Origin of the sequence: Rhodococcus baikonurensis (assembly GCF_040489275.1) — a bacterium.
Lineage (GTDB): Bacteria > Actinomycetota > Actinomycetes > Mycobacteriales > Mycobacteriaceae > Rhodococcus_F > Rhodococcus_F baikonurensis.
Window position 1 is genome coordinate 467,237 of sequence record NZ_JBEUOQ010000003.1, and the last position, 24,208, is coordinate 491,444.

The following is a 24,208-nucleotide window of genomic DNA, read 5'->3' on the forward strand; positions in this document are numbered from 1 at the left end:
GCATCCATGCCTGACAGGGCTGAAATAGTTTCTGCTGTAGAAGATTACGTCAATTGTCTCGCAAGTCACGACGTCGACGGCCTGGTTGCGTTGTTTGCGCCCGACGCAGTTCAACATGAGCCGCTGGGTGTCACGACTTACCGCGGGATCGACGAGATTCGCGCATTCGACACGGCGTGCGCCCAGGTCGACTTCACCGTCAGCCTGCTCGGGCCGATTTCGGTGACGGGAAAGTACGCAGCCATGCAGCTTCGGGTTCAGCGGGTCGGGATGCCCGACTTCGCCGCCACCGACCTGTTCGAGTTCGACGATGACTGCAAGATCGTTTCTCTCAGTGTTGTTCTCGATCCGCAGGCACAGTGCTGACCCATCCGGGCCTGTTGGCAGGCAAGGTTGTCGTCGTCTCGGGAGTGGGCCCGGCGCTGGGTCGTTCGATTGCGCTGCAGAGTGCGGCGTCCGGAGCGAAAGTTGTTCTGGCTGCCCGCACACCCGAGCGCTTGGAATCAGTGGCAAGGGAGATCCGAGACCGCGGCGGAATTGCGTTGGCCGTACCGACGAACCTCACCGACGTCGATTCGATCGCTTCGTTGGCGGAGACAACTGTCGCTGAGTTCGGTGCGGTGCATTGCCTGGTGAACAATGCGTTTGTTCAACCCGCGCAGGTGCCACTCCTGGACGCCGACGTGGCGTCCATCCAGTCGGGCATCGACATCAACTTGCTCGCGGCGTTGAACGTGACCAGGGAATTTGCTCCGGCATTGATCGAGTCGCACGGGTCTGTCGTGATGGTCACGTCCATGGTGCTGCGCAACCAACTTCCCGGTTTCGGGGCCTACCGCATCATGAAATCCGGGCTCCTGGCAATGGCACGCAGTTTGTCGATCGATCTCGGCCCCAAAGGCGTTCGAGTCAATTCGGTTGCTCCCGGCTATATCTGGGCGGACTCGGTGAAGAACATGTTCGAGAAGAAGGCAGCGGCAGCAGGAGTCGACCCCAAGGCCATTTACGACGAAATCGCGGCGGGCACCGATCTACGCCGGCTACCGGAGCCGGACGACATTGCCAATGCTGTGGTCTTCCTCCTGTCCGATTCGGCCAGGGCCATCGCGGGGCAATGTCTCGACGTCAACTGCGGTCACACCCACCACTGAACCCACCCCACAAGGAATTACAGATGACACAGGATTACGACGGCATCGGTTCCGTCGACGACTTGCACCAGGTCGCGCGTGAGGAGACCGGGTACGAAAACTTCGGCAGCGACAGCTATCTCGAAGGGCTTCGAGTTCTCCTCGAGTCGTTCCAGAACGAGGCCGACCTCACTCCGCACGGCAAGGTGATCGCTCGCAAGATGATCATCGGAGCGCTCGCGGGTCGCCTGACCAGTGAGGCCGGATTTGCGAAATATCCAGAGCACGTGGACGTTCCGATCGAGCGCCCGATCTTCGTGGTTGGGTTGACCCGCACCGGCAGCACCGCGCTGCACCGCTTGCTCGGTGCCGACCCAGCGCATCAGGGCGCCGAGATGTGGCTCGCCGAGACGCCGCAGCCGCGCCCCGAGCGCGACAAGTGGTCGGAGAACGCAGACTACGTTCGCTCCGACACTTTCTATCGTGCGCGCCAGCGCAACGAGGCGGACCTGATGAAGGTGCATTTCATGGGGGCAGAGGAGGTCGAGGAATGTTGGCGTCTGCTGCAGCAGACGATGCTCTCGACAGCGTTCGAGACCGTGGCGTACGTACCGAGTTACACCCGGTGGCTGGCGAAGCAGGACTGGACCGAAACATATGCGCGGCACAAGAAGAACCTGCAGTTGATCGGGCTGCACGACCAGGACCGACGGTGGGTGCTCAAAAGCCCGAGTCATGTCTTCGCGATCGACGAGATCATGTCGGTCTATCCGGATGCGCTGTTCGTCCGGACCTTCCGGGACCCGTTGACGTCGATGGCGTCCACCTTCAGCCTTGCCGAGCAGGGCGGACACGACATGTCGAAAGCCTTCGACCGTCCGGCCATCGGGCGCACGCAACTGGACCTGTGGGCAAGAGGGAATGCGAACTTCAACAGTGCCCGTAGCCGCTACAACCCGGATCAGTTCATCGACGTCGACTACAAGGACTTCATCTCCGACGCGGTCGGCACAGTCGAGAAGATCTACGCACAATTCGATCTGCCCTTCACAGACGACGCCCGCGCCGCGGTGGAGGCGTCGCATCAGGCGAGCCTTGCCGAGCACCGTCGTCCGTCTCACCGCTATTCGCTCGAGGAGTTCGGCGTGAGCGCTGCCGACGTCGAAGCGAAGTTCGCCACCACACCCTGATCGACCCAGACCTAGCCCCACTACAACAAGGAGATTTACATGAACGCTGTTTGGGAAAAGTTTTGCGCAGATCTGCTCGAGGTCGGAAAGGTCCTGGAAGACGAGATCGTCCCTCAGGATCCGCTGACTCGAGCCGAGGGCGTTCGCTACCTGAGCCGGTTGCTTCGGTACGGCACGATCAACTGTGTCGAGTACACCGATCCACGGTGGCCGCAGTTCTCGTCCGCTCCGAACCCGAACATGATGACGAAGATCGGTGCCGACAACCCGGACAACGTTTACATGCGTGCAAACATCTCCGGTAAGTACAACTACCGGATCATCGGCACCCGAGGCACCGTCCCGCTGATCACCTTCGGCTCGCGTGTCAATCGGTACCACATCGACGGCACCATGCTGCAGACCGGCGATCTGCACATCCACGACCTCGAGGTCGACGAGAACGGCCGTTTCGAGTTCATCGCGAGTGTGGACAAGCCCGCCGAGGGTGCCTGGCTGCCTTTGGCGCCCGAAAGTAACCTCATCTCCGTTCGGCAAACCCACAAGGATCGGCGCAACGAGGTCGTCGGTGATCTGACCATCGAATGCCTGAACCCGGACGGGGAGTTCGTCCCGCTGACTCCGGAAGAGATCGGCGAGCGCCTCACCAAGTCCGTCGGGATCGTGAAAGGGATGGCGGAGACCTTCCTGGAGTGGTCGCGCAAATTCCAGCCCCGCGCCAACGAGATCTTCGACTGGGGACAGGACTACTTCCAGGACGCCGGCGGTGATCCGACGATCTTCTACTTCCACGGTTACTGGAAGCTCGCCGAGGACGAGGCGTGGGTCATCGAGACCGAGGTCCCGAACTGCGAGTACTTCAACTTCGTGCTGCAGAACTTCTGGGTCGAGTCTCTCGACTACAACCGCACGAACATCTACATCAACAATCACACCGCGAAGCTCAACGACGACGGCACCATGACGATCGTCGTGGCGGCGAAGGATCCCGGCTACGGCAACTGGATCGACACCGATTCGCACACCGAGGGGACATGGGCGCTGCGCTGGATCAAGGCGGACTCGCATCCGATCCCGACGTCGACGGTAGTCAAGATCTGATCAGCGGACGAGATTGGGAACGTATGTACACCAGAAAGATTCGGTTCGTACCTCGGTTTGTCGCGCTCGGGCTTGCCGGTGCATTGTGGTTGACCGGGTGTGCCTCCAGTAGTGGGGGCACCGCGGGATCGGATTCACCGAGCAGTAGTGGCGCAGCGGGTTTCGTGGGAGCTCGGGATACTGGGGAACGGGTCGACGGAGGTGTTCTCACCTTCGGGTCCTATTCGTTCCCTTCCTCGTTGGACCCCGCCAGAACGCAAGCCGCCGGTTCGACCGGCGGAACCGAAATGGCCGCAATTTACGACACGCTGGTACGCAGCGATTCCACAAGCGGGGGCTTCGTACCGCAACTCGCGAAGACTCTGTCGAACAACAGCGACTTCACCTCGTACACAGTCACTTTGGCTGATGGTCTCACCTTCAGTGACGGGAGCCCGCTCGACGCGGAAGCGGTGAAGTGGAGTATCGATCGATTCGTGGCAGGTAAGGGCGATGTATCGCAGACCTGGCTCAACATCGTGGATCGGATCGAGACGCCCGACGCCACCACTGTCGAATTCATCCTCGAGCGGCCCTGGAGTCAATTCCCGGCGCTGTTGTCGCTCGGCCCCGGAATGATCGTTGCGCGAAGTTCAGGCGGAGAGGCAGGGTCTGTTTCAGGAACCGGGGACGGAGCGTTCACGCCGATCGGGGCGGGCCCGTTCACCTTGGCCAAGTTCGCGCCGCACGAAGAACTGGTACTCGCCGCACGTACGGATTATCAGGGCGGTAAACCTTCACTGGACACACTGCGGTTCGTTCCTACTTCGGGCGCACAGTCTCAGTACGAATCGCTGAAGAGCGGTCAGATCGACATGACGTACATTCTGCGAGACGAGGCCGTCATCAAACAAGCTCTCGACGACGGATACTCGGGTTACCTCAGTCCGACCGGACAGAACGGGATCGGCACGATCAACAATCGCGAGGGCAAGCCCGGGGCCGATGTGCGTATTCGTCAGGCGATCGCCTCCGGGGTGGATCCGGCGGCAGTCAATACCCGTGCGAACAACGGATTGGGCACCGCCAGTTCCGAACTGGTCCCGCGGACATCACGTTGGTACAACAACACAGCAGGCATTCCGTTCGACCCGGCGAAGGCAAAGGCGCTGCTCGATCAAGCGAAGTCCGACGGGTACGACGGGAAACTCCGTTATCTCACCACCTCGGAGCCGAGCCAACAAGCGACGGCACTGACGGTTCAGGCGTCGCTGAACGCGATCGGTTTCGACGTCACCATCGACTACGCCACCGATGTGACCGATCTGGTTCGACGGGTATACAGGGACCACGATTTCGACATGACCAGAGGTGGCGCTCCGGTCGGAGAAGAAGCGCCGTACCTCAATGTGTACAACAGTATGGCCAGTGATTCGAAGAACAACCCGTCCGGCTTCGCGGACCCGGAGATGGACGCGCTGATCACGGCTGTGCAGACTGCATCGACGGACGATGCTGTCCGTGAGGCGATCAGCAGGGTGCAGGAGTACGCCAATGTGACTGTGCCTTATGTGATCTGGGGTCCCGCATCGGTGTTGACTGCTTGGGACGGCAACATTCACGGCGTCGTACGCACTATCACCGACATCATGTTCTTCGGCGATGCTTGGATGTCGCCGGCGTGAGTTCCTGCAGATGGAAGGGTTTTCGACGTGCGATTGACGAAATGGTGTAGCGGCGAAATGGTGGAACGATGAAGTGGTCCTTGGCGGGCGCGATGATCGGCGCCCTGGAGTTGTGCGAGTTGGCGCAGGTCGCAGAAGAGGTGGGTTTCGACGGAATCGCGATGCCGGATTCCGTGTTCTATCCAGAGCGGGTGTCGGCGCCGTATCCGTACACCGCTGACGGGAAGCGGATGTGGTCGCCCGAGACACCGATGCCAGATCCCTTCATTGCCATGGCCGCAATGGCGGCCGTCACGTCGCGAATTCGGTTTTACACCAACGTGTTCAAACTCCCACTGCGTGATCCGCTGTTGACGGCCAAGCAGGTATCGACCATGGCGGTGATGTCGCGGAACCGCGTCGCTCTCGGCGTCGGTTTGTCCTGGATTCCCGAGGAATTCACTTTCACCGGTACCGAGATGCGAACCCGCGGTGCGCGTACCGACGAAGCCATCGAGATCATCAAGGCCGTGTGTGCGGGACGTGGACCCGAATGGGTCGAATTCCATGGCAAGCACTACGATTTCGACGCGCTGATGATCAGTCCTGCTCCGGAGATTCCTGTTCCGATCTACATCGGTGGGCACAGTGAACCGGGATTGCGGCGCGCAGCCAGGTTGGCTGACGGTTGGATGTCGGTGAACACGACCAAGGCCGAATTGGCCTCCGCCATCGATCGTCTCACGGAATTGCGGGACGAGTACGGTCGTGCCGATGCCCCCTTCGGCGTCAACGTCTCGCCGACGGATGTTCGCGATCTGGACGGATATCGGGAACTCGAGACTCTCGGAGTCACGGAAATCAGAGTGTTGCCGTGGTATCGCTACGGAGTTGATGTCGGTGATCGTCAGGCGCGACTCGACTCGATTCGACGGTTTGCCGACGAGGTCATCGCTCAGTACTGATCGATCAGCGTCTGCATCGCCCGGCCGTAGAGTTTTGCCAACTCGTCGCGATCTGCCGACTGGGGGATGCTCTCGTCGCTGAGGACGCTCAACAAGCCGGACACCTGGGCGGAGACCAGGAGTGCTCGGGTGTACGCGTCTTCGCCGTCGAGGCGAGCGGCGAGATTGGTGGCAAACGTACCGGTCATCTCGCGCAGCCGCTCCCGGATCCGTGGACTGTCCGACGCCCGCATGAGCGCTGTGTACACCGACAGCATCCGGGCGTCGGCCTTGCCCAGGACGAATGCTGCGATCCGCTCACCGAGGGTGTCGAGTGGGCCGTCGAACTGGCCTTCGAAGTAGTCCGCAACCGGCGTGGTTTCCAGGAACAGCGCTTCCTTCGACCCGAAATGCCGGATCACCAGGGCCGGATCGATTCCGGCAACTTTGGCGATGGCGCGAACCGACGTGCCACCGAATCCGTGCTCACCGAATAGTTGGAATGCTGCAGCGCGAATCGTCTCGGACGTCGAGGGCTGTTCCTGCTCTGGCGTGTGCTTCGTGGGTGTCACGACATCGACCTCTGTGTTCGCGTGCCGACTTCGTTGTCAACGGCGTTGACTATAGCGTGTCAACGGTGTTGACTGTTGAGTCTGTCAACGGTGTTGACAGCTAGATGCGGTGAGTGAAGAGAGCGTGGAATATGACAGATGCCGACGTCCGGGTTCCCAGCGAAGAGGTTGTCGATCCGCCGACCAATTGGAAGATGGTGGGCAGTGGACTCGCATTTCCGTTGTTCTTCGTCATCATGTTCTGCCTGTGTTACGTCAGCGCGTTCCACTCACCGACGCCGAATCAGGCCCCGATCGTGGTGGTCGGTCCGTCGTCCGTCACGGCCCCGCTGATCGACGGAATCCAGGCGTCGTCGGGTGACAAGTTCGACATCGTTGCCACCGCCAACGCCGCCGACGCTCTCTCTCGGATCGACAACCGCGACGCGATCGGCGCCATCGAGATCGGTGACACCGTGACCGCACGTATCGCCACCGGCGCGGGCGCCTCGACGGTTTCCGTGGTGAGCAGCTTGGCGCATTCCGTCGCGGAGCAGACGGGGCAGCAGGTCACGGTGATCGACTCGGCGCCCGTCACGGCGCGCGACTCCTCGACCGTCGGGCTCTTCTACTTCTTGATCGTCTGCACCCTCGGTGGCTACCTGACCATCACGGTGCTCAGTCAGGTTGCGCCGAGAATGCGGCTGCGAGAGCAGTATTCGATCCTGGCCGGTGCGGCGGTACTCACCCCGCTCATCGCCTTCGGAATCACCAGCATCTTCATGCACGCCTTCGGGGCGTCGGTCGGTCAGATCGTGCAACTGCTGGGGATCTCGATGCTCTACACGTTCACCGTCGGTGCGGTGAGCATCCTGCTCAATCGACTGCTCGGGCAGGCCGCGATCTTCGCGGTGCTGACGGTGCTCGTCTTCATCAACTTCCCGAGTTCGGGCGGTGCCATCCCGGTGTCGTTCCTGCCCGGATTCTGGCAGCACATCCATTCGTTCTGGCTCGGATCAGCGGCCATGGAGCCCATCCGCTCCGTCATCTACTTCGGTGGGAACGGCGCCGGACCGCACCTGCTCGTTCTGGGGATCTGGCTGGTCGCGGCACTCGGCCTGACCGGACTGCTCGCCTCTCGGCAGTCGAAGAAGGCAGCAGCGCACTGAGCGTGGTGGGGCCGGCGATTGCCGACCCCACCCGAACTGTTTACTTCAGCCGTACCGCGTCGGTGCCCGGCCCGTCCAGCATCGCCGACCCCAGCAGGATCTCCGGAATGCCGAAGCCGTCGATCAGCGTCTCGACGTGCGGACGCAGGGTGCGGCACCGCTCGTTGATTCCGCGCGTCACGGCCTTCGAACGCTCCACCGACAGGTGCCGGTGCTCCATGAACCAGGCCTTGTCCTCCTCGATGACGGACAGTGCGTAGAGATCGCACACCTCGCCGAAGAGTTCCTTTGCGGTCTCGTCCTCACACGAGTCGATGCCCGCGACGAATGCTTCCAAAATGACGCGCTCGATGTGCGCCTGAGCGGCTTTGAGCACGTGGTCCTGCACGAAGTTGAACGCGTCGAACGGGTTTTCCTCGCGCTTCTGTGCTGCCTGCAATCGCCTTGCCGCAGTGGAGAGTAGGTACTCTTCGCGATCTTCGAACATCTTCATCTGGGTGCCGCGGTTGAAGAGGCTGCCGTCCTCTTCGTTGTCCTGGCGGGTGTCGACGATCGTCTGCAGGATCTGCTGCGCTGCCGTGCGCTTCTTGACCACGTCGGAGACCGTCGTAGCGGCGAAGCGCATCCAGTCGACCGGGCTCATGCCGCGAACTTCGTCGGCGTAGGAGGTGAGTAGTTCCTTGGCAACCAACTGAGTCAGAACGTGGTTGTCACCCTCGAACGTGGTGAAGACGTCGGTGTCAGCCTTGAGCGCGGTGAGGCGGTTCTCGGCGAGATAGCCTGCGCCACCGCAGGCTTCGCGTGCCTCCTGGATGGCCCGAGTGGCGTGCCACGTGTTGGCGGCCTTGAGTCCGGCGGCGCGACCCTCGAGTTCGCGCTGCTCCTGCGGATCCGGGTCGTCGCTGCTCTGGATGTCGTGCATCGCGGCAACAAGCTCGTTCTGTGCGAACTGCAGAGCATACGAGCGGGCGATCAACGGCAGCAGACGCTTCTGGTGGACGAGGTAGTCCATGATCAGGACCTCGTCGTCGCTCTTCGGGGCACTGAACTGTCTGCGCTGCAGGGCATATCGACCGGCAATGGCCAATCCGACGCGGGCGGCCGCTGCCGCCGAACCACCGACGGTCACACGTCCGCGAACCAACGTGCCGACCATCGTGAAGAAACGACGGTTCGGGTTCTCGATCGCCGAACTGTACGTGCCGTCCTCGGCGACGTCGGCGTAACGGTTGAGCAGATTCTCACGCGGGATGCGGACCTGGTCGAAGACGATGCGGCCGTTGTCGACTCCGGGTAGTCCACCCTTGAGCCCGCAGTCGGACGTCGTGACACCGGGGAGGTCGTTGCCGGCGTCGTCACGAATCGGCACGACAAAGCAGTGGACGCCCTGACTTTCGCCACCGGTGATCAGCTGTGCGAACACCGCCGCGACGGTCGCGTGCTGGGCAGCGCCGCCGATGTAGTCCTTGCGAGAGGACGGAGTGGGGGAGTTGACGACGAACTCACCCGTCTCGACGTCGTAGGTTGCCGTGGTTTCGAGTTCCTGGACGTCGCTGCCGTGACCGGTCTCGGTCATCGCAAAGCAACCGAGCAGGTCCAGATCGATCAGCGGCTTGACGTATGCCTGGTGGTGACGCTCGGTGCCGAGGTTTTCGATGGCGCCGCCGAACAGACCCCACTGGACACCGGCCTTGACCATCAGTGAGAGGTCGGACATCGCGAGCATCTCGATGCTGGTGACGGCGCCACCCGCGTCGCCCGTTCCGCCGTGAGAGACCGCGAAACCGTTTGCGGCGTAGCCGAGATCGGCGAGGACGCGCATCTGTTCGAGAGCCTTGGAGCGCGCAATGGCGGTGTTGGGTGTGTAGTGCGGAGCAAAACGTTCGTCGTTCAATTCGCCGCGAACGCGCTCACGCACCTCCCGCCAGCGTCCGTCGAGTGTTGTCCTGAGGTGGTCCGCTGTGGTGGCCATGGAACCGACGATAGCGCGTAGCGCACCGCGGGCAACCCGGTTCGATCCCAACCCTCACATTCAGCAGGAGCCCGCGGCACCCGCTTCGATTCCTTGGCGGAAGAGTTCCTTCTCGCTCTCGGACATAGCCTGGTACGAAGGGTCGTTCTCGACGATCTTCAGGAAGTCGGCGCCCGCTGTCTGCGTCGACGTCTCGCCGCTCTGAACACGCTGCTGAACGTAGACGGACACTGCTGAACACCCTCCGAGAAACGCCGGGTCGGTGCTCGTTGCCGCGGTGGTTCGAGCCGAGTCGGTGGCGCTCGGCGGCGACGACGTTGTCGCCTTGTCGTCGTTCGAAGCGTCCGAACCACACGATGTGAGAAGAATCGCAGCCGAGACCATCAGCGTCGTCAACAGTCGCTTCATGCCGGAAATCGTCTCACGCGAGGCCCGGTTCGACCGGAAAACTCGCCTCGAGCACCGAAGTCCTACACCCTGTCGTTGTCAGATTCGACAGAACTGGGACACTGGAAGCCGTGACTGTGTCTTCCGGTGATCCCGACGTGCATGCAACGAACTCCGCTCGGCTCTTCGAACGTGCCGGCAACGTGATTCCGGGTGGCGTCAACTCGCCCGTCCGCGCGTTCGGTTCGGTCGGCGGAACACCGCGGTTCATCCGCGAGGCGTCCGGTTACACCCTCACCGACGTCGACGGGAACGATTACGTCGACCTGGTGTCGTCCTGGGGTCCGATGATTCTCGGGCACGCTCACCCGGCAGTCGTCGAAGCAGTTCGCGAAGCAGCCCTCGGTGGTCTCTCCTTCGGTGCGCCGACCGAAGGCGAAGTCGCACTCGCCGAGGAAATCGTCGCCCGCGTCGCGCCCGTGGAAAAGGTTCGCCTGGTCAACTCCGGAACCGAAGCCACGATGAGCGCAGTCCGCCTCGCCCGTGGATTCACCGGACGCACCAAGATCATCAAGTTCTCCGGTTGCTACCACGGCCATGTCGACGCCCTTCTCACCGATGCCGGATCGGGCCTCGCGACGTTCGGGCTGCCGACCTCTCCTGGTGTGACCGGCGCTCAAGCCGAAGACACCATCGTCGTCCGCTACAACGATCTCGATGCAGTGGCCGCGGCGTTCGCCGCCAATCCGGGCGCCATCGCGTGCGTCATCACCGAAGCTGCCGCCGGAAACATGGGCGCCGTCGCGCCGCTTCCCGGTTTCAACGAGGGTCTGCGTCGTCTCACCCGTGAGCACGGCGCGCTCCTGATCATGGACGAGGTGATGACGGGATTCCGCGTCAGCGCCTCGGGTTGGTACGGCATCGACAACGTCGCCGGCGACCTCTACACCTTCGGCAAGGTCATGAGCGGCGGACTGCCCGCCGCAGCATTCGGCGGCCGCGCCGACATCATGGGCCACCTCGCGCCCGACGGTCCCGTCTACCAGGCCGGCACCCTTTCGGGTAACCCCGTAGCTGTCGCCGCCGGACTCGCAAGTCTGCGCGCCGCCGACGCCGAGGTGTACGCCAAGCTCGGCCGGAACGCGACCGCCCTCGGCGACCTCATGACCCAAGCACTCACCGCCGAAGGCGTCGAGCACCGAGTGCAGTACGCAGGCACCTTGGTGAGCGTGTTCTTCACCGAGAACACAGTGACCAACTACGACGAAGCCAAAGCCGCGCAGACCTGGCGATTCCCCGCCTTCTTCCATGCGCTGCTCTCCCGCGGCGTGTACCCGCCGCCGAGCGCGTTCGAAGCGTGGTTCGTCTCCGCAGCACTCGACGATCGAGCATTCTCGATCATCGCCGACGCCATGCCCCACGCTGCCAAGGCCGCAGCCGCTGCCGTCAAGTCCTGACACGTTCAAGCTCGAGCAACAACCGCACGCTTCCGACATCCATCTTCTTCAGCGAGGACCCTCGACTGTGACCGACGCCGATCACCCCGACCACACGTCCACCCGCACCATCGTCCACGTCCTTCGCCACGGCGAAGTTCACAACCCGCGCGGGATCCTCTACGGACGGCTCCCGGGCTTCCGGTTGTCGGTGGCGGGCGAAGCCCAGGCGCGTGCGGTCGCGTCAGTGCTCGCCGATCACGACATCACCCACGTGGTCGCGTCGCCGCTGCAGCGAGCACAGGAAACTGCAACGCCGATCGCCGAGGCACACAAGCTCGACATCGTCACGGACGAAAACCTCATCGAGGCAGGCAACGAGTTCGAAGGTCTCAAGGTTGCCGTCGGGGACGGTGCGCTCTCACGTCCGCGTCACTGGTGGAAACTGCGTGACCCGTTCACCCCGTCCTGGGGCGAGCCCTACCTGCAGATCGCGCATCGCATGCTCGCAGCCGTCAACGCCGCACGCGTCGCGGCAGTCGGACACGAAGCCGTCGTCGTCAGCCATCAGCTTCCGGTCTGGACCCTGCGCCGATTCCTGCAGGGCGAGCGACTCTGGCACGACCCTCGTCATCGTCAGTGCGGCCTGGCCTCGTTGACTTCACTGGTCTACGAGGGCGACACCCTGGTTGACATCGTCTACTCCGAACCCGCCGGCGCCTCCGACCCGAGAGTGACAGGAGCATGATTTCGCGCCGCATCGCCGCAGCACTCGGAGCCGCTGCGTCCGCGATGCTTTTCCTCTCGTCCTGCGCGACCGGCGACGACGCCGTCGCACAGGGCGGAACTTTCGACTTCGTCTCACCGGGCGGACAAACCAAGATCTTCTACGATCCGCCGTCCGACCGAGGCACCATCGGCAAGCTCTCCGGGCCAGACCTGATGAACGAAGGCCAGAAGGTCGGCGTCGACGACTTCGAGGGCAAAGTCGTCGTCCTCAACGTCTGGGGTCAGTGGTGCGGACCGTGCCGGGCCGAAGCCGACGACCTGGAACAGGTCTACGAGCAGACCAAGGATTCGGGCGTGCAGTTCCTCGGCATCAATGTCCGCGACGACACCAAGAACAAGGCGCAGGACTTCGTGGTCGACAACAAGGTCTCGTACCCGTCGATCTACGACCCGTCGATGCGTTCGCTGATCGCCCTCGGTAAGGGCTACCCCACGTCGGTCATTCCGACGACGATCGTCCTGGACCGCCAACACCGCGTCGCCGCGGTGTTCCTCCAAGAACTACTCGCCGAGGATTTGCTGCCCGTCGTCCAGCGAATAGCTCAGGAAGACGCGCAGTAGACATGACAACCACGACCACCACGCTGCTGGCCGGCAGCGAAACACTGAGTGCCGGTGTAGGCGAGGCATTTCAGAACGCGGCGTCTTCGGGTCCGCTTCTGCTGGCCCTCGGCGCCTGCGTGCTCGCCGGTCTGGTGTCGTTCGCTTCGCCGTGCGTCGTTCCGCTCGTTCCCGGCTACCTGTCCTACCTCGCCGGCGTCGTCGGTGCCGACGCTCCCGCGATCACAGCCGAAGAGGCGAAGACGCGAACGATCACCCGCAGCAGTCGCCTGAGGGTGGCCGGTGCGGCCGGACTGTTCGTCGCCGGCTTCACCGTTGTCTTCGTTCTCGCGACTGCGTCGGTGTTCGGTGTCATCTCGACTCTGCTCGTCAACCGCGAGGTCCTGATGCGTGTCGGCGGCGTGATCACGATCGCGATGGGCCTCGTGTTCATCGGACTGATCCCCGCCCTCCAGAAAGACGTTCGTTTCGAACCCCGTCGTGTCTCGTCACTGGTGGGCGCCCCGTTGCTCGGGGGAGTGTTCGCGCTGGGCTGGACGCCGTGCCTCGGACCCACGCTGGCAGGCGTGATGTCCGTAGCCGCGGGAACCGACGGGATGACCGCCGCGCGTGGTGTCACGTTGATCGTCGCGTACTGCATCGGACTCGGCCTGCCGTTCATCATCTTGGCGCTGGGATCGGCGCGTGCGCTGACCGGCGTCGGCTGGTTGCGTCGTAATGCACGCACCATTCAAATTTTCGGCGGAATCATGTTGGTGGCAGTGGGAATCGCCCTCGTCACAGGCGCGTGGGACCAGTTCGTCGGCTGGGTTCGCGACGCATTTATCTCGGAGGTGACGCTGCCGATATGACAGCTGACGACAATAACGACAACCCGAAACCCGTGCTCCCGAAGCAGTCGGTGATCGGTCGAGTCGTTGCACTCGGGCGCAACACCTGGCGCGGACTCACCTCGATGCGGACCGCGTTGGTTCTGCTGTTCCTCCTCGCGCTGGCTGCTATCCCCGGCGCTCTGTTGCCACAGCGAACCCTCAACGAGGGCAAGGTCGCCGACTACATCGCCGCGCGTCCGACGCTCGGCCCGTGGATGGACCGCCTCGAACTGTTCGACGTGTTCAGCAGCTTCTGGTTCACCGCGATCTACGCATTGCTCTTCATCTCGCTGGTCGGCTGCATCCTGCCGCGTTGCGTGGAGCACGCGAAGGCGCTGCGTACCCGTCCGGTGAATGCGCCGCGCAATCTTGCTCGCCTGCCGCACCACACCAAGAGCGTCGTCGACGGCGAGACTCCCGACGAACTCGCTGCCCGGGTGTCGAAAGAACTGCGTGGGTGGCGCGTCGAAACGCGTCGCGGCGATACGAAATCGCGCCGTGAAGGCGAGATCACCATCTCGGCGGAAAAGGGATACCTCCGCGAATTCGGCAACCTCGTGTTCCACCTGTCGTTGGTCGGATTGTTGATCGCGATCGCCGCGGGCAAGTTGTTCGGATACGAGGGCAACCGCATCGTCATCGCCAACGACGGACCTGGCTTCTGCACCACCTCGCCGGCCGTGTTCGACTCCTTCGTCGCCGGTTTGAGCCTCGACGGCACCGGCATGACCCCGCTGTGTGTTCGTGTGAAAAATTTCCAGGCCGACTACCTCGAGACCGGTCAGGCCGAGATGTTCACCTCGGACATCTCGTATCAGGCAGGCGACGACCTCGAGTCCGATACTTGGCGGGACACGACCATCCAGGTGAACCACCCGCTGCGGATCGCCGGCGATCGTGTGTACCTGCAGGGACACGGATACGCGCCGACATTCACCGTCACCTTCCCGAACGGCGAGACCCGCACCGAGACGCTCCAGTGGCGTCCCGACGACGCCACGACGTTCCTGAGCAGTGGCGCGATGCGTTTCGACCCGCCGGGCGGCATGTATCCCGATGCGGACGAGCGTCGGAAGAATCAGATTGCCATCGAAGGATTGTTCGCGCCCACCGCGCTGTTCCACGGCAACCTTCTGTCGTCGAGCTACCCGGCGATGAACGACCCGGCAGTCGCCATCGACATCTACAAGGGCGATACCGGACTCGACACCGGCAACCCGCAATCGCTGTTCGAACTCAACACCGAACTGATCAATCAGGGTCGACTGGTCAAGCAGGATCGAGTCAATCTCTTCCCAGGGGAGAGCGCGACGCTTGCCGACGGCACCCAGGTGCGATTCGATGGTGCCGTCGACTTCGTGAACCTTCAGGTGTCCCACGATCCCGCTCAGGTGTGGGTGTTGGTTTCGGCGTTGACGATGATGGCGGGTCTGCTCGTCTCGCTCGTGATCAAGCGTCGCCGCGTCTGGGCACGTATCTATCCCGATGACGAACGACGTACTGTAGTAGAACTTGGTGGGCTTGCCCGCACCGACCACGCAGGCTGGGGCGACGAGTTCGACCGCCTCGCCGACCGCTTGCTGAAAAGCAATCCGACCACCGCGGTGAACCAACCGCACGCGCAGGAGAACGCCCGATGACAACCAACGAGACACTCGCGCAGTACAGCGACTGGGCCTTCAAGTCCGCCTTCACCGTGCTCGTTCTGGCGTTCGTGCTGCTTATCGTGCAGTACGCGTCGGCCAGAGCCAAGGCGGTTCAGGACAAGGAACTGGTCTCGGCCGGCGGAGTCGACGCTTCCGTGCCGGGCAGGGTCGCGGAGACTCCGACCAAGTCGCTCTCGGAGCGGTTCGGCGGAATGGGCCGAGCTGTCCTGGTTGTCGGAACGGTTCTGATCATCGCGTCGATCGTGCTCCGCGGATTTGCGACGGAACGGTTCCCTCTCGGCAACATGTACGAGTTCGTGGCGATGGCGTGTGCGGCGTCGTTGCTGGTCGGGCACGTCCTGCTGATCAAGCCGGCGTACCGTCCGATGTGGGTCTTCCTGCTGGTTCCCGTCCTGATTCTGATGTTCCTCGCCGGCACGGTTCTCTACGCCGACGCGGCTCCCGTGGTTCCGGCGCTGCGCTCGTACTGGCTGCCGATTCACGTGACGATCGTCAGCGTCGGCTCCGGCATTTTCATGATCGGCGGTATCGCTTCCCTCTTGTTCCTGCTCCGACTGAAGTTCCCGCCCGGTGACGAAGGCTCGAGCATCGGTGGCCGGATCGCGGAGCGACTGCCGGACGCCCAGACCCTCGACCGCTTGGCCTACAAGAGCACGATCATTGCCTTTCCGCTGTTCGGCGCCGGTGTGATCCTCGGTGCCATCTGGGCGGAAGCTGCGTGGGGACGCTTCTGGGGTTGGGATCCCAAGGAGACGATGTCCTTCATCGCCTGGGTGATTTACGCCGCTTACCTCCATGCGCGAGCAACGTCCGGTTGGCGGGAGACGAAGGCGGCCTGGATCAACATCGCCGGATTCGTCGCGATGTTGTTCAACCTCTTCATCATCAACATGGTCGTGTCCGGCCTGCACTCCTACGCGGGACTCAACTGATCCTCTCGAGGTACCGTGGGTGGCTGCCGACCGGTCTGTAGGTATTACCGGTAGGTAGGTCAGGGGCGGCAACAGTTACGATGCAGCTCGGTGAGTTACTAGCTGCTTGGTAGCTGTCGGATCGACGAGGGGGAACGGCGAGATGGCCGACAAGATCGAAGACGCCGGAGCAGGATTGTGGGAGCCGGTGCGCCCTGCCGAGCCGACGCGGAGCGAGTTGCGCACATCCGCACCCGAGACGTCATCCGACTCGGTTCCCAGCGATGTTCGTAGTCTCTTCGTGGCCCCGGTCGACTCCGGTCCGCTCCAGCAGGTCGCCGGCCCGGGGCCCAGTGCACCCGCCGCTCAGCCACCGCTGACGACGCCGGCAGCTCCTGCGCCAGGCCCCAAGACCCCGGTCATCCAATATCCGGAAGCACAACCAGGCCCCGTCAACGGCCAGTTCTCGACCTCGCCAGCGATGCCGATGCAGACCTATGAACCCACGAATCGTGCAGGGTCGGTTCCGGATTCACGAACTGGCGCTCCACAGTCTTTTCAGCACCCACAGCCCGTCCAGAGCGCGCCGCCCCTCCAGAACCAGCCCGGTCCGACCGCGCGACCGTCCGCGGGACCACCCCAGCAACCACAGGCACTTTCTTCGCCTGGCGCGCAGCCACCCAACCCCAAGATTCGGCAGTTCGGCCACCCCGGCGCTGCGCCGGTGCAGAACGGCCACACCCTGCAATACGGTCAACCGCTGCAGAACGGGCAGGCGATACCGAACGGACAGGCGATACCGAACCGACAGGCGCTGCCGAACGGACAGGGGCTGCCAGTTGCTCCGGCGGCGCCGGTTCACCCTAAGATGCAGCAGAGCGGATTCAACTCCGCTCCCGGCAATCTCCCTGAGCAGGCTCTCCCCATGACGGCACAAGACCTTTCGGCCGCGCTGCTCGTCAAGCCCGTCCGACCCGCCCCGGCCGGTGGTTGGCGCAAGGCGTTGTACACGATGTCCGGCCGATCGGTGAACCTTGGAAACGGTGCAAAGGATCAGCATGTCGTCGAGTTGACGCGCCAGATCAACCAGCCCCTGCAGGGCTGCTACAAGGTTGCGGTGCTCAGCCTCAAAGGTGGCGTCGGTAAGACCACGACCACCGCGACGCTGGGATCGATGTTCGCGTCGATTCGCGGTGATCGCGTCGTCGCAGTCGATGCAAACCCCGACAGAGGAACCTTGAGCCAGAAGATCCCGCTCGAGACTCCGGCAACAGTGCGGAACCTGCTGCGCGACGAGAACAGCATCGAGAAGTACAGCGACGTCCGTGGTTACACATCACAAAATCGCCACCGGCTCGAAGTGCTTGCATCCGACAGTGATCCAGCAGTTTCAGAGGCCTTCAGCGGCGGGGACTACACGCGTACTGTCGACATGCTCGAAAAGTTCTACAGCATCGTTCTGACCGACTGCGGTACCGGATTGATGCACTCGGCGATGCAGGCCATTCTCGAAGGTGCGGACTCGTTGATCGTCGTCAGTTCCGGATCCGTCGACGGTGCACGTAGCGCCTCCGCAACACTGGACTGGCTCGATGCTCACGGTTACAGCAGGTTGGTCGCCACGTCCGTAGCCGTCATCAATGCGGTACGCCCTCGCTCGGGCAAGGTTGATCTACCACGGGTCGTCGAGCATTTCGAGCAGCGCTGTCGAGCGGTGAGACTTATTCCGTTCGATCCGCATCTGGAAGAAGGTGCCGAAATCGATCTGGACCGGCTGCGTCCAGGCACCCGCCAAGCGGTGTTGGAATTGGCCGCGGTGGTTGCACAGGACTTTCCGACCTCCCCGTTCGGCTTTCCGGGGCGGTAACTTTCCGGGGCGGTAAGCGGTAGCCGGGTGAGCCCGGACGCTACGTCGACGTGTCAGTCGGCGGTACGTCCGGACCTTCCGTGCGCTTGCGTCGTGTTTGCTGGTTCACATTCCACAGGAATTCGGGATCGTCGTCCGGCCCGCGCACGCCGCTCACCGGGGTACGCGTCGACGGATCGGGCCCGAATGCCTTCCACATCAGAACGATCAATGTCACCAAACCCACCAACGCCAACAGATACAACACGGCGCACCTCCTCAGGGAACTGAGGTCGAGCCTACTCAGTCTCCGGCCCGCTTCACCAGAAGCGGTGTGGAGAAGGTTTCGGTTCAGTGCGTCAGTGCTGTATCTGTCGGGTACTGCAAGATCTGTCGGGTACTGCAAGATCTGTCGGGTGCTACAAGTACTTCGAAGTGAGCTGAAGTTGCTCAGTTGTTGTCCGCTTCGGTGGTCAGTGAGCGCAGAAGCTGCATGACCTCGGTCTCACGGAATCGACGATGCCCCCCTGGCGTGCGAAGCGAGCCCAGACGTCCTGCGTGTGCCCAGCGGGTCACGGTCTTGGGATCGACATGAAACAATGCCGCTACCTGTCCTGGCGTCATGAGTGCGTCTGCGGCGGTATTGAAGGTTGGTGCGCTCATTGTGAGGTCCTCCATGTTGATGTCGAACGTTGACGAGCAGTGACTCTGAACAGTGATACCGAACCGGTGTGTCGAGCAGTTGCCAAAAACCTGCGTCGAGTTTGTTTCGAAGTCCTTCGCTCACATTCGACCGTTTTCTGAGTGGTAGCGCAATGTTTGCACAGATATAGCCGGGTAGTCGATCTTTCAAGACAAAGTAATGTTTAAGTAAAGGACAAAATGGATATAGCGGGCTTGATCCCACCCGCATTCGGAATGGGTAACCTGAGAGGGTGAGCCAGTTGTCTGAAAACCCCGAAAATGTTCCTTCCGAGCCGGTCAAAGCCAGTAAACCCTCCGCAAACTCTGCACAGGCAAAGTCGACTGCCGGGCCGGTGACCAAGGGTCAACTGGCCCGCGACGTGGTGCTGTACTCGGTCGCTCGACTGCTCTTGGTCGTCGTGATCGGTGCCGTCATCATCGGCGGTGGAAAGCTCGCCGGCACTGACGTTCCCCTGATCGTCGCGGCACTGTTCGCAGTTCTGATCGCGCTGCCACTGTCGCTGCTGCTCTTCGCGAAACTCCGCAAGCGTGTCAATGCGGGCATCGCGGCCGTCGACGCCCAGCGCCGGTCCGATCGTGACGATCTTCGCTCCAAGCTGCGCGGGGACGGGCGGTGACCACGGGGTCGCTCGACGTCGACCGTCGGACGTCACGCCAGTGGGTCGACAACGCGGTGCGGTTGATCGAAGCCGACGCGCAACGCAGCGCGGACACTCACCTGCTGCGGTATCCGCTGCCGAGTAACTGGACCGTCCAGCTCTATCTGAAGGACGAGTCGACCCACATCACTGGGAGTCTCAAGCATCGACTCGCACGGTCGCTTTTCCTGTACGCAATCTGCAACGGCTGGGTTACCGAAGAGACCACCGTCATCGAGGCGTCGTCCGGTTCGACGGCTGTCAGCGAGGCGTATTTCGCGAAGTTGCTCGGCCTGGATTTTGTCGCGGTGATGCCCGCGAGTACGAGTCCCGCCAAGATCGCCTTGATCGAGGCGCAGGGTGGACGTTGTCATTTCGTGAGCGATCCGTCGTCGATCTATTCGGAATCGCATCGGCTCGCGAGTGAGTCGAACGGCCACTACATGGACCAGTTCACCCATGCCGAGCGGGCAACGGACTGGCGCGGAAACAACAACATCGCCGAATCCATCTTCACTCAGCTCGAGCACGAGGAAAACCCGATTCCCGACTGGGTCGTCGTCGGAGCCGGGACCGGCGGAACCGGCGCCACGATCGGCCGCTTCCTTCGCTACCGGAAATTCGACACCGGACTGTGCGTCGTGGACCCGGAGCACTCCGTGTTCTTCGACGCGTGGCGGGCCGGCGATCCGTCGATCGTCGGTACTCGGGGTTCCCGGATCGAGGGCATCGGCCGTCCGCGCGTCGAACCGTCGTTTGTCGGTCAGGTGGTCGACCGAATGATCAAGGTCCCTGATGCAGGCTCGATCGCGGCTGCACGGCACGCCAGCGCCGCCCTGGTGCGCAAAGTCGGCGGCTCGACGGGTACGAACCTGTGGGGCGCCTTTGCGTTGATCGCGGAGATGATGGCGGCCGGACGCAGCGGCAGCGTCGTCACGCTGCTGTGCGACGGCGGAGAGCGCTATTCGGGCACGTACTACAACGACGAATGGGTGACGTCGGAAGGGATCGACCTGCTCGGTCCGACGGCCGTGCTGGACGAGTTTGTACGGTCGGGTGTGTGGACGGCTAATTCCTGAGCCGCGTACTTCTGCGCTGGTGACACGTGACCACGGGCGGGGCGGCTCATCGTCACGCGTGGCCAGGCATCCAGCCCGGACGATTGCTCGTCGGTTCTGATGCGGATCAGTCCGGGGGAGAGCCTGTTCTCGGCCAGGCGCACGAACCCGAGTCGCTCGTAGTACGGCGCGTTCCACGGGACGTCGACGAACGTCGTCAGAGTCACGAGATCGTGGTGATGGTCCGCCGCCCATTCGGTGACGGCGTCGATCAGCTGGGCTCCGAGGCCTTGGCGGGCATGATCGGGGTGAACGGAAACCTGCTCGATGTGTGCGCCGCCGTCCACGATTTCGACGAGCGCGTACGCCACGGGTACGTCGTTCGCGTCGGTCTGAACCCAGATGTGCTCGGCCGCGAGGAAATCGTTCAACTCGTCGAGCGTGGGCGGTGGATCGTCTGCGATGGCGCCCATCCCGATGTCTCGGAACGGTTCGCCCGCGGCGATCTCGATCTGTTGCAGTGCGGGTAGGTCGGTGGATATGGCCGAGCGGATCACAGAAACCGTTTTACCTCGAGAGTGGAGTTTCGCCCAGCGCTACGCCGTGTGAAACACAAACCTACGCAACCGTAGGTTGTGTATCGTTTGTCCAAGGGGCACTTCTCCAGCGAGGGCGGATCATGGGCAATCCTGAAGTTTCACTCGACAATTACGAAGCGGTGTACGAGTACTACCGCAGTCATCAGCAGAACCGGTTTGTGGCGAAGCTCGCCTACGCCGCCTTGGCGCTGAAGTACCGCCCGCGAGTGCGATACGCGCCGGGGGCGGAGGCTGCGCTGAAGACCCTGCTCGAGCGCAAGACGCAGTTGGTCGTGGCGGTCAATCATCTGACGGAGAGCGACCAGTTCACGCTCGCCGCGACCGCGTGGCGCACTCCGTTGCGCCGAGTGATCGGACGGACCCGGGTCCTCGCCAAAGACGAACTCTTCGTTGATCCCTCGCAGCGCAAGAAGATCGACATGATGGGCAGTATCCCGGTTTTTCGCAGCAAGAACTACGGCCTTCGCGCTGTTTCGGATGCCGGCCGAGTGATGATGGACGTCGCGGCGGAGCGTCTGGGCAATGGGGATTGTCTGGCGATTTTCCCCGAGGGGACGTGCAATACCGAAGATCCGACGCAGTTGCAGCACGTCAACAGCGGAATCGGCCACATCGTGGCCCGGGCCGAGAAGTTGGGGTGCTCGCCGGCTCTGGTGTCGATCGGCATCAACTACGGCCCGGTTTCCGGAGACGTCAAGGCGGCGAGTGTCTTTGTCGGAATGCCGGTGACCGAACTTCCGGACAAGCCGATGGATATCGCCCGAACTGTGCAGGCTGATTTGCAGGTGGCAGTGAACGGGGCAGTCGCAGGGTACTGAGGCATGTTGTCAATTTTGGTTGACAGATTCCGTGTGTCAACCTAAATTGACAAACATGACCGAAGCAACCTCTCTAGCCGCTGCCGCCGGCAGCCCGGATCCCACCGAGGGATTGCGTGCCGTTCGAGCGCTGCGACGTCTGCTCGACAAACTCGAGGCCATTCAGGTCGCCAATGCGCGCCGGCACGGATGGTCCTGGCAGGCGATCGCGGAAGCTCTCGAGGTCAGCCGTCAAGCCGTCCACAAGAAATATGCGTCCGCGCAGTCGGAATCGATGCTGCGTTCACTGCGCGAGAAGGGCAGGTAAGTGCCATGTTCGAAAGGTTCTCCGCGCAGGCGAGGGGAGTAGTCGTCGATGCTGTCGCCGGATCCGGTCCTGTCACGCCGACGGAACTTCTGACCGCCCTGCTCACCGCTGATCGGGGCATCGCCACCGAGGTGCTCACCGAGTCGGGTGTCACCCTCGACGCGATCCGCCGCGCCGGCGCCGGCTCGAAGGGCGGTGACTCGAAGGGCGGTGACTCGAAAGGCGGTGACTCGCACAACCTCGACGACGACGCCGAGATACTCAAATCGATCGGCATCGATCTCGATGCGGTGCGGGAAAGTCTGGAGCAGTCGTTCGGTGAAGGTGTGCTGGACGAGACTCCCGTGCCGGACGGTGTCGATACTTCGCGGAAAGGCCGATTCGGGTTTCCTCGATCGCGATTCGAGAAGGACTCCAAGAAGGTGTTGGAACTCTCGCTCCGTGAAGCGCTCGCGCACAAGGACAACCGAATCGGTGCCGAACACATCCTGCTCGGCATCCTGCGTGTCGCCGACGGGCCCACCCGTCAGGCCCTCGAAACGCAGGTCACCATGTCGGTGATCCGTGAGCGATTGGAAGCGAAGATGAATCGCGCCGCCTAGATTCGGCACGGCTCCGCATGCACGGGGCGGGATGTGCCAGCATTCAGACATGACATTTCTGGCACGTCTCATCATCAACGGCATAGCCATCTGGCTGGCGTCGGCGTGGGTCACCGGCATCACGATCGCCAACCACGACAACGGCACCTGGGGCACGGTGCTCGTGATCGCGGTGATCGCCTTGATCTTCACGGTGGTCAACGCCTTCATCAAGCCGGTAGTGCAGCTTCTCTCGCTACCGCTGCTCATCCTGACTCTCGGACTGTTCACACTCGTGATCAATGCCCTGATGCTGATGCTGACGGCGTGGATCTCGTCCGGAACGTCCTACGGCTTGACGGTCGACGGCTTCTGGACGGCAGTCTGGGGCGCGCTGATCATCTCGATCGTGAACTTTCTGCTCAGCGCGTTCGTCCCCGACAACCGTTGAGTACGGCGAAGTTCAGGCGAGACTGAGCGCAACTGCGGTCGCGGCGCCCCAGACGAGCATGGCGAGTCCGGTGTCGCGCAACGCGGGGATCAGAGCCATTCCCTGGCCCCCTGAACGCAGCGGGGCGTTGGCTCGGATTGCGAGTGGCAACGCGAGCAATCCGAGCAATGCCCACGGAGTACGCAGGATCAGCAGCAGGGTCGCGACGAACGGGACGGCCAGCAGGATCACGTGCAGCGTGCGGGTCTTCGCGTCGCCGAGTCGGACTGCGAGAGTGATCTTTCCGGACTCGGTGTCGGTCGGGATGTCCCGAAGATTGTTGGCGACAAGCACTGCGCTCGAGAACGAACCGATGGCGATCGCTCCGGCCAGTCCGGCCAGGTCCACCCGCTCGGCCTGCACGAACTGAGTTCCCAGCACCGCAATCAACCCGAAGAAGATGAACACGGCGATCTCGCCGAACCCGCTGTATCCGTACGGCTTCGTGCCGCCGGTGTAGAACCACGCACCGATGATGCAGAACACTCCGACCGCGACCAGCCACCAGGCCGTGGTCGCAGCCAGAACGAAACCGGCTACCGCGGCAACGGCGAAGCAGCTGATCGCGGCGGCCTTCACCGCTCCGGGACTGACCAACTTCGATCCGACCAAGCGCAGTGGCCCGACGCGGTCGTCGTCCGTTCCGCGGATTCCGTCGGAGTAGTCGTTCGCGAAATTCACCCCGACGATCAAGGCCAAGGAGACGATCAGTGCCAGGAGCGCCTTCCACCACACTGCGAGGTCCAGTGACGCCGCGGCTCCGGTGCCGACCAACACGGGCGCAATCGCGTTCGGGAGTGTGCGCGGCCTCGCGCCTTCGATCCATTGAGCAGCTGTTGCCAT

General features: G+C 62.7%; 27 protein-coding genes. 20 read left to right on the forward strand and 7 right to left on the reverse strand.

The annotated features are described in order from the left end of the window. Positions 1–6 precede the first annotated feature (6 nt). From ABWI03_RS09875 to ABWI03_RS09900, 6 genes are all read left to right on the forward strand, one after another. Positions 7–366, forward strand: a complete 360-nt coding sequence (locus ABWI03_RS09875) for a nuclear transport factor 2 family protein (protein ID WP_166811157.1) — start codon at positions 7–9, stop codon at positions 364–366. Then, complete coding sequence (locus ABWI03_RS09880; RefSeq protein ID WP_200315946.1) at positions 360–1,151, forward strand: SDR family oxidoreductase; 792 nt, start codon at positions 360–362, stop codon at positions 1,149–1,151. Before ABWI03_RS09875 ends, ABWI03_RS09880 begins: the two co-directional genes overlap by 7 nt. Positions 1,152–1,174: 23 nt before the next feature. Further along, positions 1,175–2,320: a sulfotransferase family protein gene (locus tag ABWI03_RS09885; protein ID WP_298774173.1), complete on the forward strand. Its 1,146-nt coding sequence runs from the start codon at positions 1,175–1,177 to the stop codon at positions 2,318–2,320. 39 nt (positions 2,321–2,359) lie between these two features. Further along, the gene (locus ABWI03_RS09890) at positions 2,360–3,421 is read left to right on the forward strand and encodes a DUF1214 domain-containing protein (protein ID WP_166811163.1); all 1,062 of its coding nucleotides are present in this window, start codon (positions 2,360–2,362) and stop codon (positions 3,419–3,421) included. A 23-nt stretch (positions 3,422–3,444) separates the two neighbouring features. Beyond that, positions 3,445–5,085: an ABC transporter substrate-binding protein gene (locus ABWI03_RS09895; RefSeq protein ID WP_296553706.1), complete on the forward strand. Its 1,641-nt coding sequence runs from the start codon at positions 3,445–3,447 to the stop codon at positions 5,083–5,085. 68 nt (positions 5,086–5,153) lie between these two features. After that, positions 5,154–6,029 carry a TIGR03619 family F420-dependent LLM class oxidoreductase gene (locus ABWI03_RS09900; RefSeq protein ID WP_296553667.1) on the forward strand — a complete coding sequence of 292 codons (876 nt, stop codon included), beginning with the start codon at positions 5,154–5,156 and terminating at the stop codon, positions 6,027–6,029. On the opposite strand, the gene ABWI03_RS09905 is transcribed toward ABWI03_RS09900, so the two are convergent. Beyond that, on the reverse strand, positions 6,020–6,580 hold the full coding sequence (locus ABWI03_RS09905) for a TetR/AcrR family transcriptional regulator (protein ID WP_298774177.1): 561 nt from the start codon (positions 6,578–6,580) through the stop codon (positions 6,020–6,022). The two genes, ABWI03_RS09900 and ABWI03_RS09905, sit on opposite strands and share 10 nt — an antisense overlap. Before the next feature lie 131 nt (positions 6,581–6,711). Between ABWI03_RS09905 and ABWI03_RS09910 the strand changes: the two genes are divergently transcribed. After that, on the forward strand, positions 6,712–7,728 hold the full coding sequence (locus tag ABWI03_RS09910; RefSeq protein ID WP_124568201.1) for an ABC transporter permease: 1,017 nt from the start codon (positions 6,712–6,714) through the stop codon (positions 7,726–7,728). 40 nt (positions 7,729–7,768) lie between these two features. On the opposite strand, the gene ABWI03_RS09915 is transcribed toward ABWI03_RS09910, so the two are convergent. Both ABWI03_RS09915 and ABWI03_RS09920 read right to left on the reverse strand, forming a co-directional pair. After that, positions 7,769–9,700 carry an acyl-CoA dehydrogenase family protein gene (locus ABWI03_RS09915; protein ID WP_124568202.1) on the reverse strand — a complete coding sequence of 644 codons (1,932 nt, stop codon included), beginning with the start codon at positions 9,698–9,700 and terminating at the stop codon, positions 7,769–7,771. A gap of 60 nt (positions 9,701–9,760) precedes the next feature. Next, complete coding sequence (locus ABWI03_RS09920) at positions 9,761–10,108, reverse strand: hypothetical protein (protein ID WP_166811172.1); 348 nt, start codon at positions 10,106–10,108, stop codon at positions 9,761–9,763. Between the two features lie 110 nt (positions 10,109–10,218). Here ABWI03_RS09920 and hemL point away from each other — a divergent pair, with 110 nt between their 5' ends. The 7 genes from hemL (at position 10,219) to ABWI03_RS09955 (ending at position 18,190) form a co-directional block, all read left to right on the forward strand. Continuing rightward, complete coding sequence (gene hemL / locus ABWI03_RS09925; protein ID WP_298774182.1) at positions 10,219–11,544, forward strand: glutamate-1-semialdehyde 2,1-aminomutase; 1,326 nt, start codon at positions 10,219–10,221, stop codon at positions 11,542–11,544. A gap of 67 nt (positions 11,545–11,611) precedes the next feature. Next, complete coding sequence (locus ABWI03_RS09930; RefSeq protein ID WP_003941868.1) at positions 11,612–12,271, forward strand: histidine phosphatase family protein; 660 nt, start codon at positions 11,612–11,614, stop codon at positions 12,269–12,271. Further along, positions 12,268–12,873: a TlpA disulfide reductase family protein gene (locus tag ABWI03_RS09935; protein WP_298774185.1), complete on the forward strand. Its 606-nt coding sequence runs from the start codon at positions 12,268–12,270 to the stop codon at positions 12,871–12,873. Before ABWI03_RS09930 ends, ABWI03_RS09935 begins: the two co-directional genes overlap by 4 nt. Before the next feature lie 2 nt (positions 12,874–12,875). Beyond that, positions 12,876–13,724 carry a cytochrome c biogenesis CcdA family protein gene (locus ABWI03_RS09940; RefSeq protein WP_095970363.1) on the forward strand — a complete coding sequence of 283 codons (849 nt, stop codon included), beginning with the start codon at positions 12,876–12,878 and terminating at the stop codon, positions 13,722–13,724. Then, complete coding sequence (gene resB, locus ABWI03_RS09945) at positions 13,721–15,385, forward strand: cytochrome c biogenesis protein ResB (protein WP_298774188.1); 1,665 nt, start codon at positions 13,721–13,723, stop codon at positions 15,383–15,385. Before ABWI03_RS09940 ends, resB begins: the two co-directional genes overlap by 4 nt. Beyond that, positions 15,382–16,344, forward strand: a complete 963-nt coding sequence (gene ccsB / locus ABWI03_RS09950) for a c-type cytochrome biogenesis protein CcsB (protein WP_050656206.1) — start codon at positions 15,382–15,384, stop codon at positions 16,342–16,344. The genes resB and ccsB overlap by 4 nt, the downstream gene beginning before the upstream one ends. A gap of 466 nt (positions 16,345–16,810) precedes the next feature. Then, positions 16,811–18,190, forward strand: a complete 1,380-nt coding sequence (locus ABWI03_RS09955) for a MinD/ParA family ATP-binding protein (protein ID WP_435054143.1) — start codon at positions 16,811–16,813, stop codon at positions 18,188–18,190. 40 nt (positions 18,191–18,230) lie between these two features. Here the strand turns inward: ABWI03_RS09955 and ABWI03_RS09960 are convergent, their stop codons facing one another. Both ABWI03_RS09960 and ABWI03_RS09965 read right to left on the reverse strand, forming a co-directional pair. Continuing rightward, positions 18,231–18,437, reverse strand: a complete 207-nt coding sequence (locus ABWI03_RS09960; protein WP_019744349.1) for a hypothetical protein — start codon at positions 18,435–18,437, stop codon at positions 18,231–18,233. 182 nt (positions 18,438–18,619) lie between these two features. Then, positions 18,620–18,832, reverse strand: a complete 213-nt coding sequence (locus tag ABWI03_RS09965; RefSeq protein WP_003942029.1) for a BldC family transcriptional regulator — start codon at positions 18,830–18,832, stop codon at positions 18,620–18,622. A gap of 272 nt (positions 18,833–19,104) precedes the next feature. On the opposite strand from ABWI03_RS09965, the gene ABWI03_RS09970 reads away from it, so the two are divergent. Next, positions 19,105–19,491, forward strand: a complete 387-nt coding sequence (locus tag ABWI03_RS09970) for a DUF4229 domain-containing protein (protein WP_095970361.1) — start codon at positions 19,105–19,107, stop codon at positions 19,489–19,491. Next, complete coding sequence (gene cds1, locus ABWI03_RS09975) at positions 19,488–20,591, forward strand: L-cysteine desulfhydrase Cds1 (RefSeq protein ID WP_298774192.1); 1,104 nt, start codon at positions 19,488–19,490, stop codon at positions 20,589–20,591. The genes ABWI03_RS09970 and cds1 overlap by 4 nt, the downstream gene beginning before the upstream one ends. On the opposite strand, the gene ABWI03_RS09980 is transcribed toward cds1, so the two are convergent. Then, positions 20,489–21,127 (reverse strand): GNAT family N-acetyltransferase, encoded by a 639-nt coding sequence (locus ABWI03_RS09980; RefSeq protein ID WP_298774193.1) that lies wholly within the window; start codon positions 21,125–21,127, stop codon positions 20,489–20,491. The two genes, cds1 and ABWI03_RS09980, sit on opposite strands and share 103 nt — an antisense overlap. A gap of 122 nt (positions 21,128–21,249) precedes the next feature. Between ABWI03_RS09980 and ABWI03_RS09985 the strand changes: the two genes are divergently transcribed. The 4 genes from ABWI03_RS09985 to ABWI03_RS10000 are packed head-to-tail and all read left to right on the forward strand — an operon-like array spanning position 21,250 to position 23,326. Further along, positions 21,250–21,987, forward strand: coding sequence for a lysophospholipid acyltransferase family protein (locus tag ABWI03_RS09985; protein ID WP_095970358.1), 738 nt, complete (start codon positions 21,250–21,252; stop codon positions 21,985–21,987). A gap of 55 nt (positions 21,988–22,042) precedes the next feature. After that, entirely contained in the window at positions 22,043–22,294 is a 252-nt protein-coding gene (locus ABWI03_RS09990; RefSeq protein WP_095970357.1) for a helix-turn-helix domain-containing protein, read from the forward strand. 5 nt (positions 22,295–22,299) lie between these two features. Further along, positions 22,300–22,896 carry a Clp protease N-terminal domain-containing protein gene (locus tag ABWI03_RS09995; protein WP_298774198.1) on the forward strand — a complete coding sequence of 199 codons (597 nt, stop codon included), beginning with the start codon at positions 22,300–22,302 and terminating at the stop codon, positions 22,894–22,896. A 49-nt stretch (positions 22,897–22,945) separates the two neighbouring features. Next, entirely contained in the window at positions 22,946–23,326 is a 381-nt protein-coding gene (locus tag ABWI03_RS10000; RefSeq protein ID WP_003941998.1) for a phage holin family protein, read from the forward strand. A 12-nt stretch (positions 23,327–23,338) separates the two neighbouring features. Here the strand turns inward: ABWI03_RS10000 and ABWI03_RS10005 are convergent, their stop codons facing one another. After that, positions 23,339–24,208, reverse strand: a complete 870-nt coding sequence (locus ABWI03_RS10005; RefSeq protein ID WP_166811182.1) for a 1,4-dihydroxy-2-naphthoate polyprenyltransferase — start codon at positions 24,206–24,208, stop codon at positions 23,339–23,341.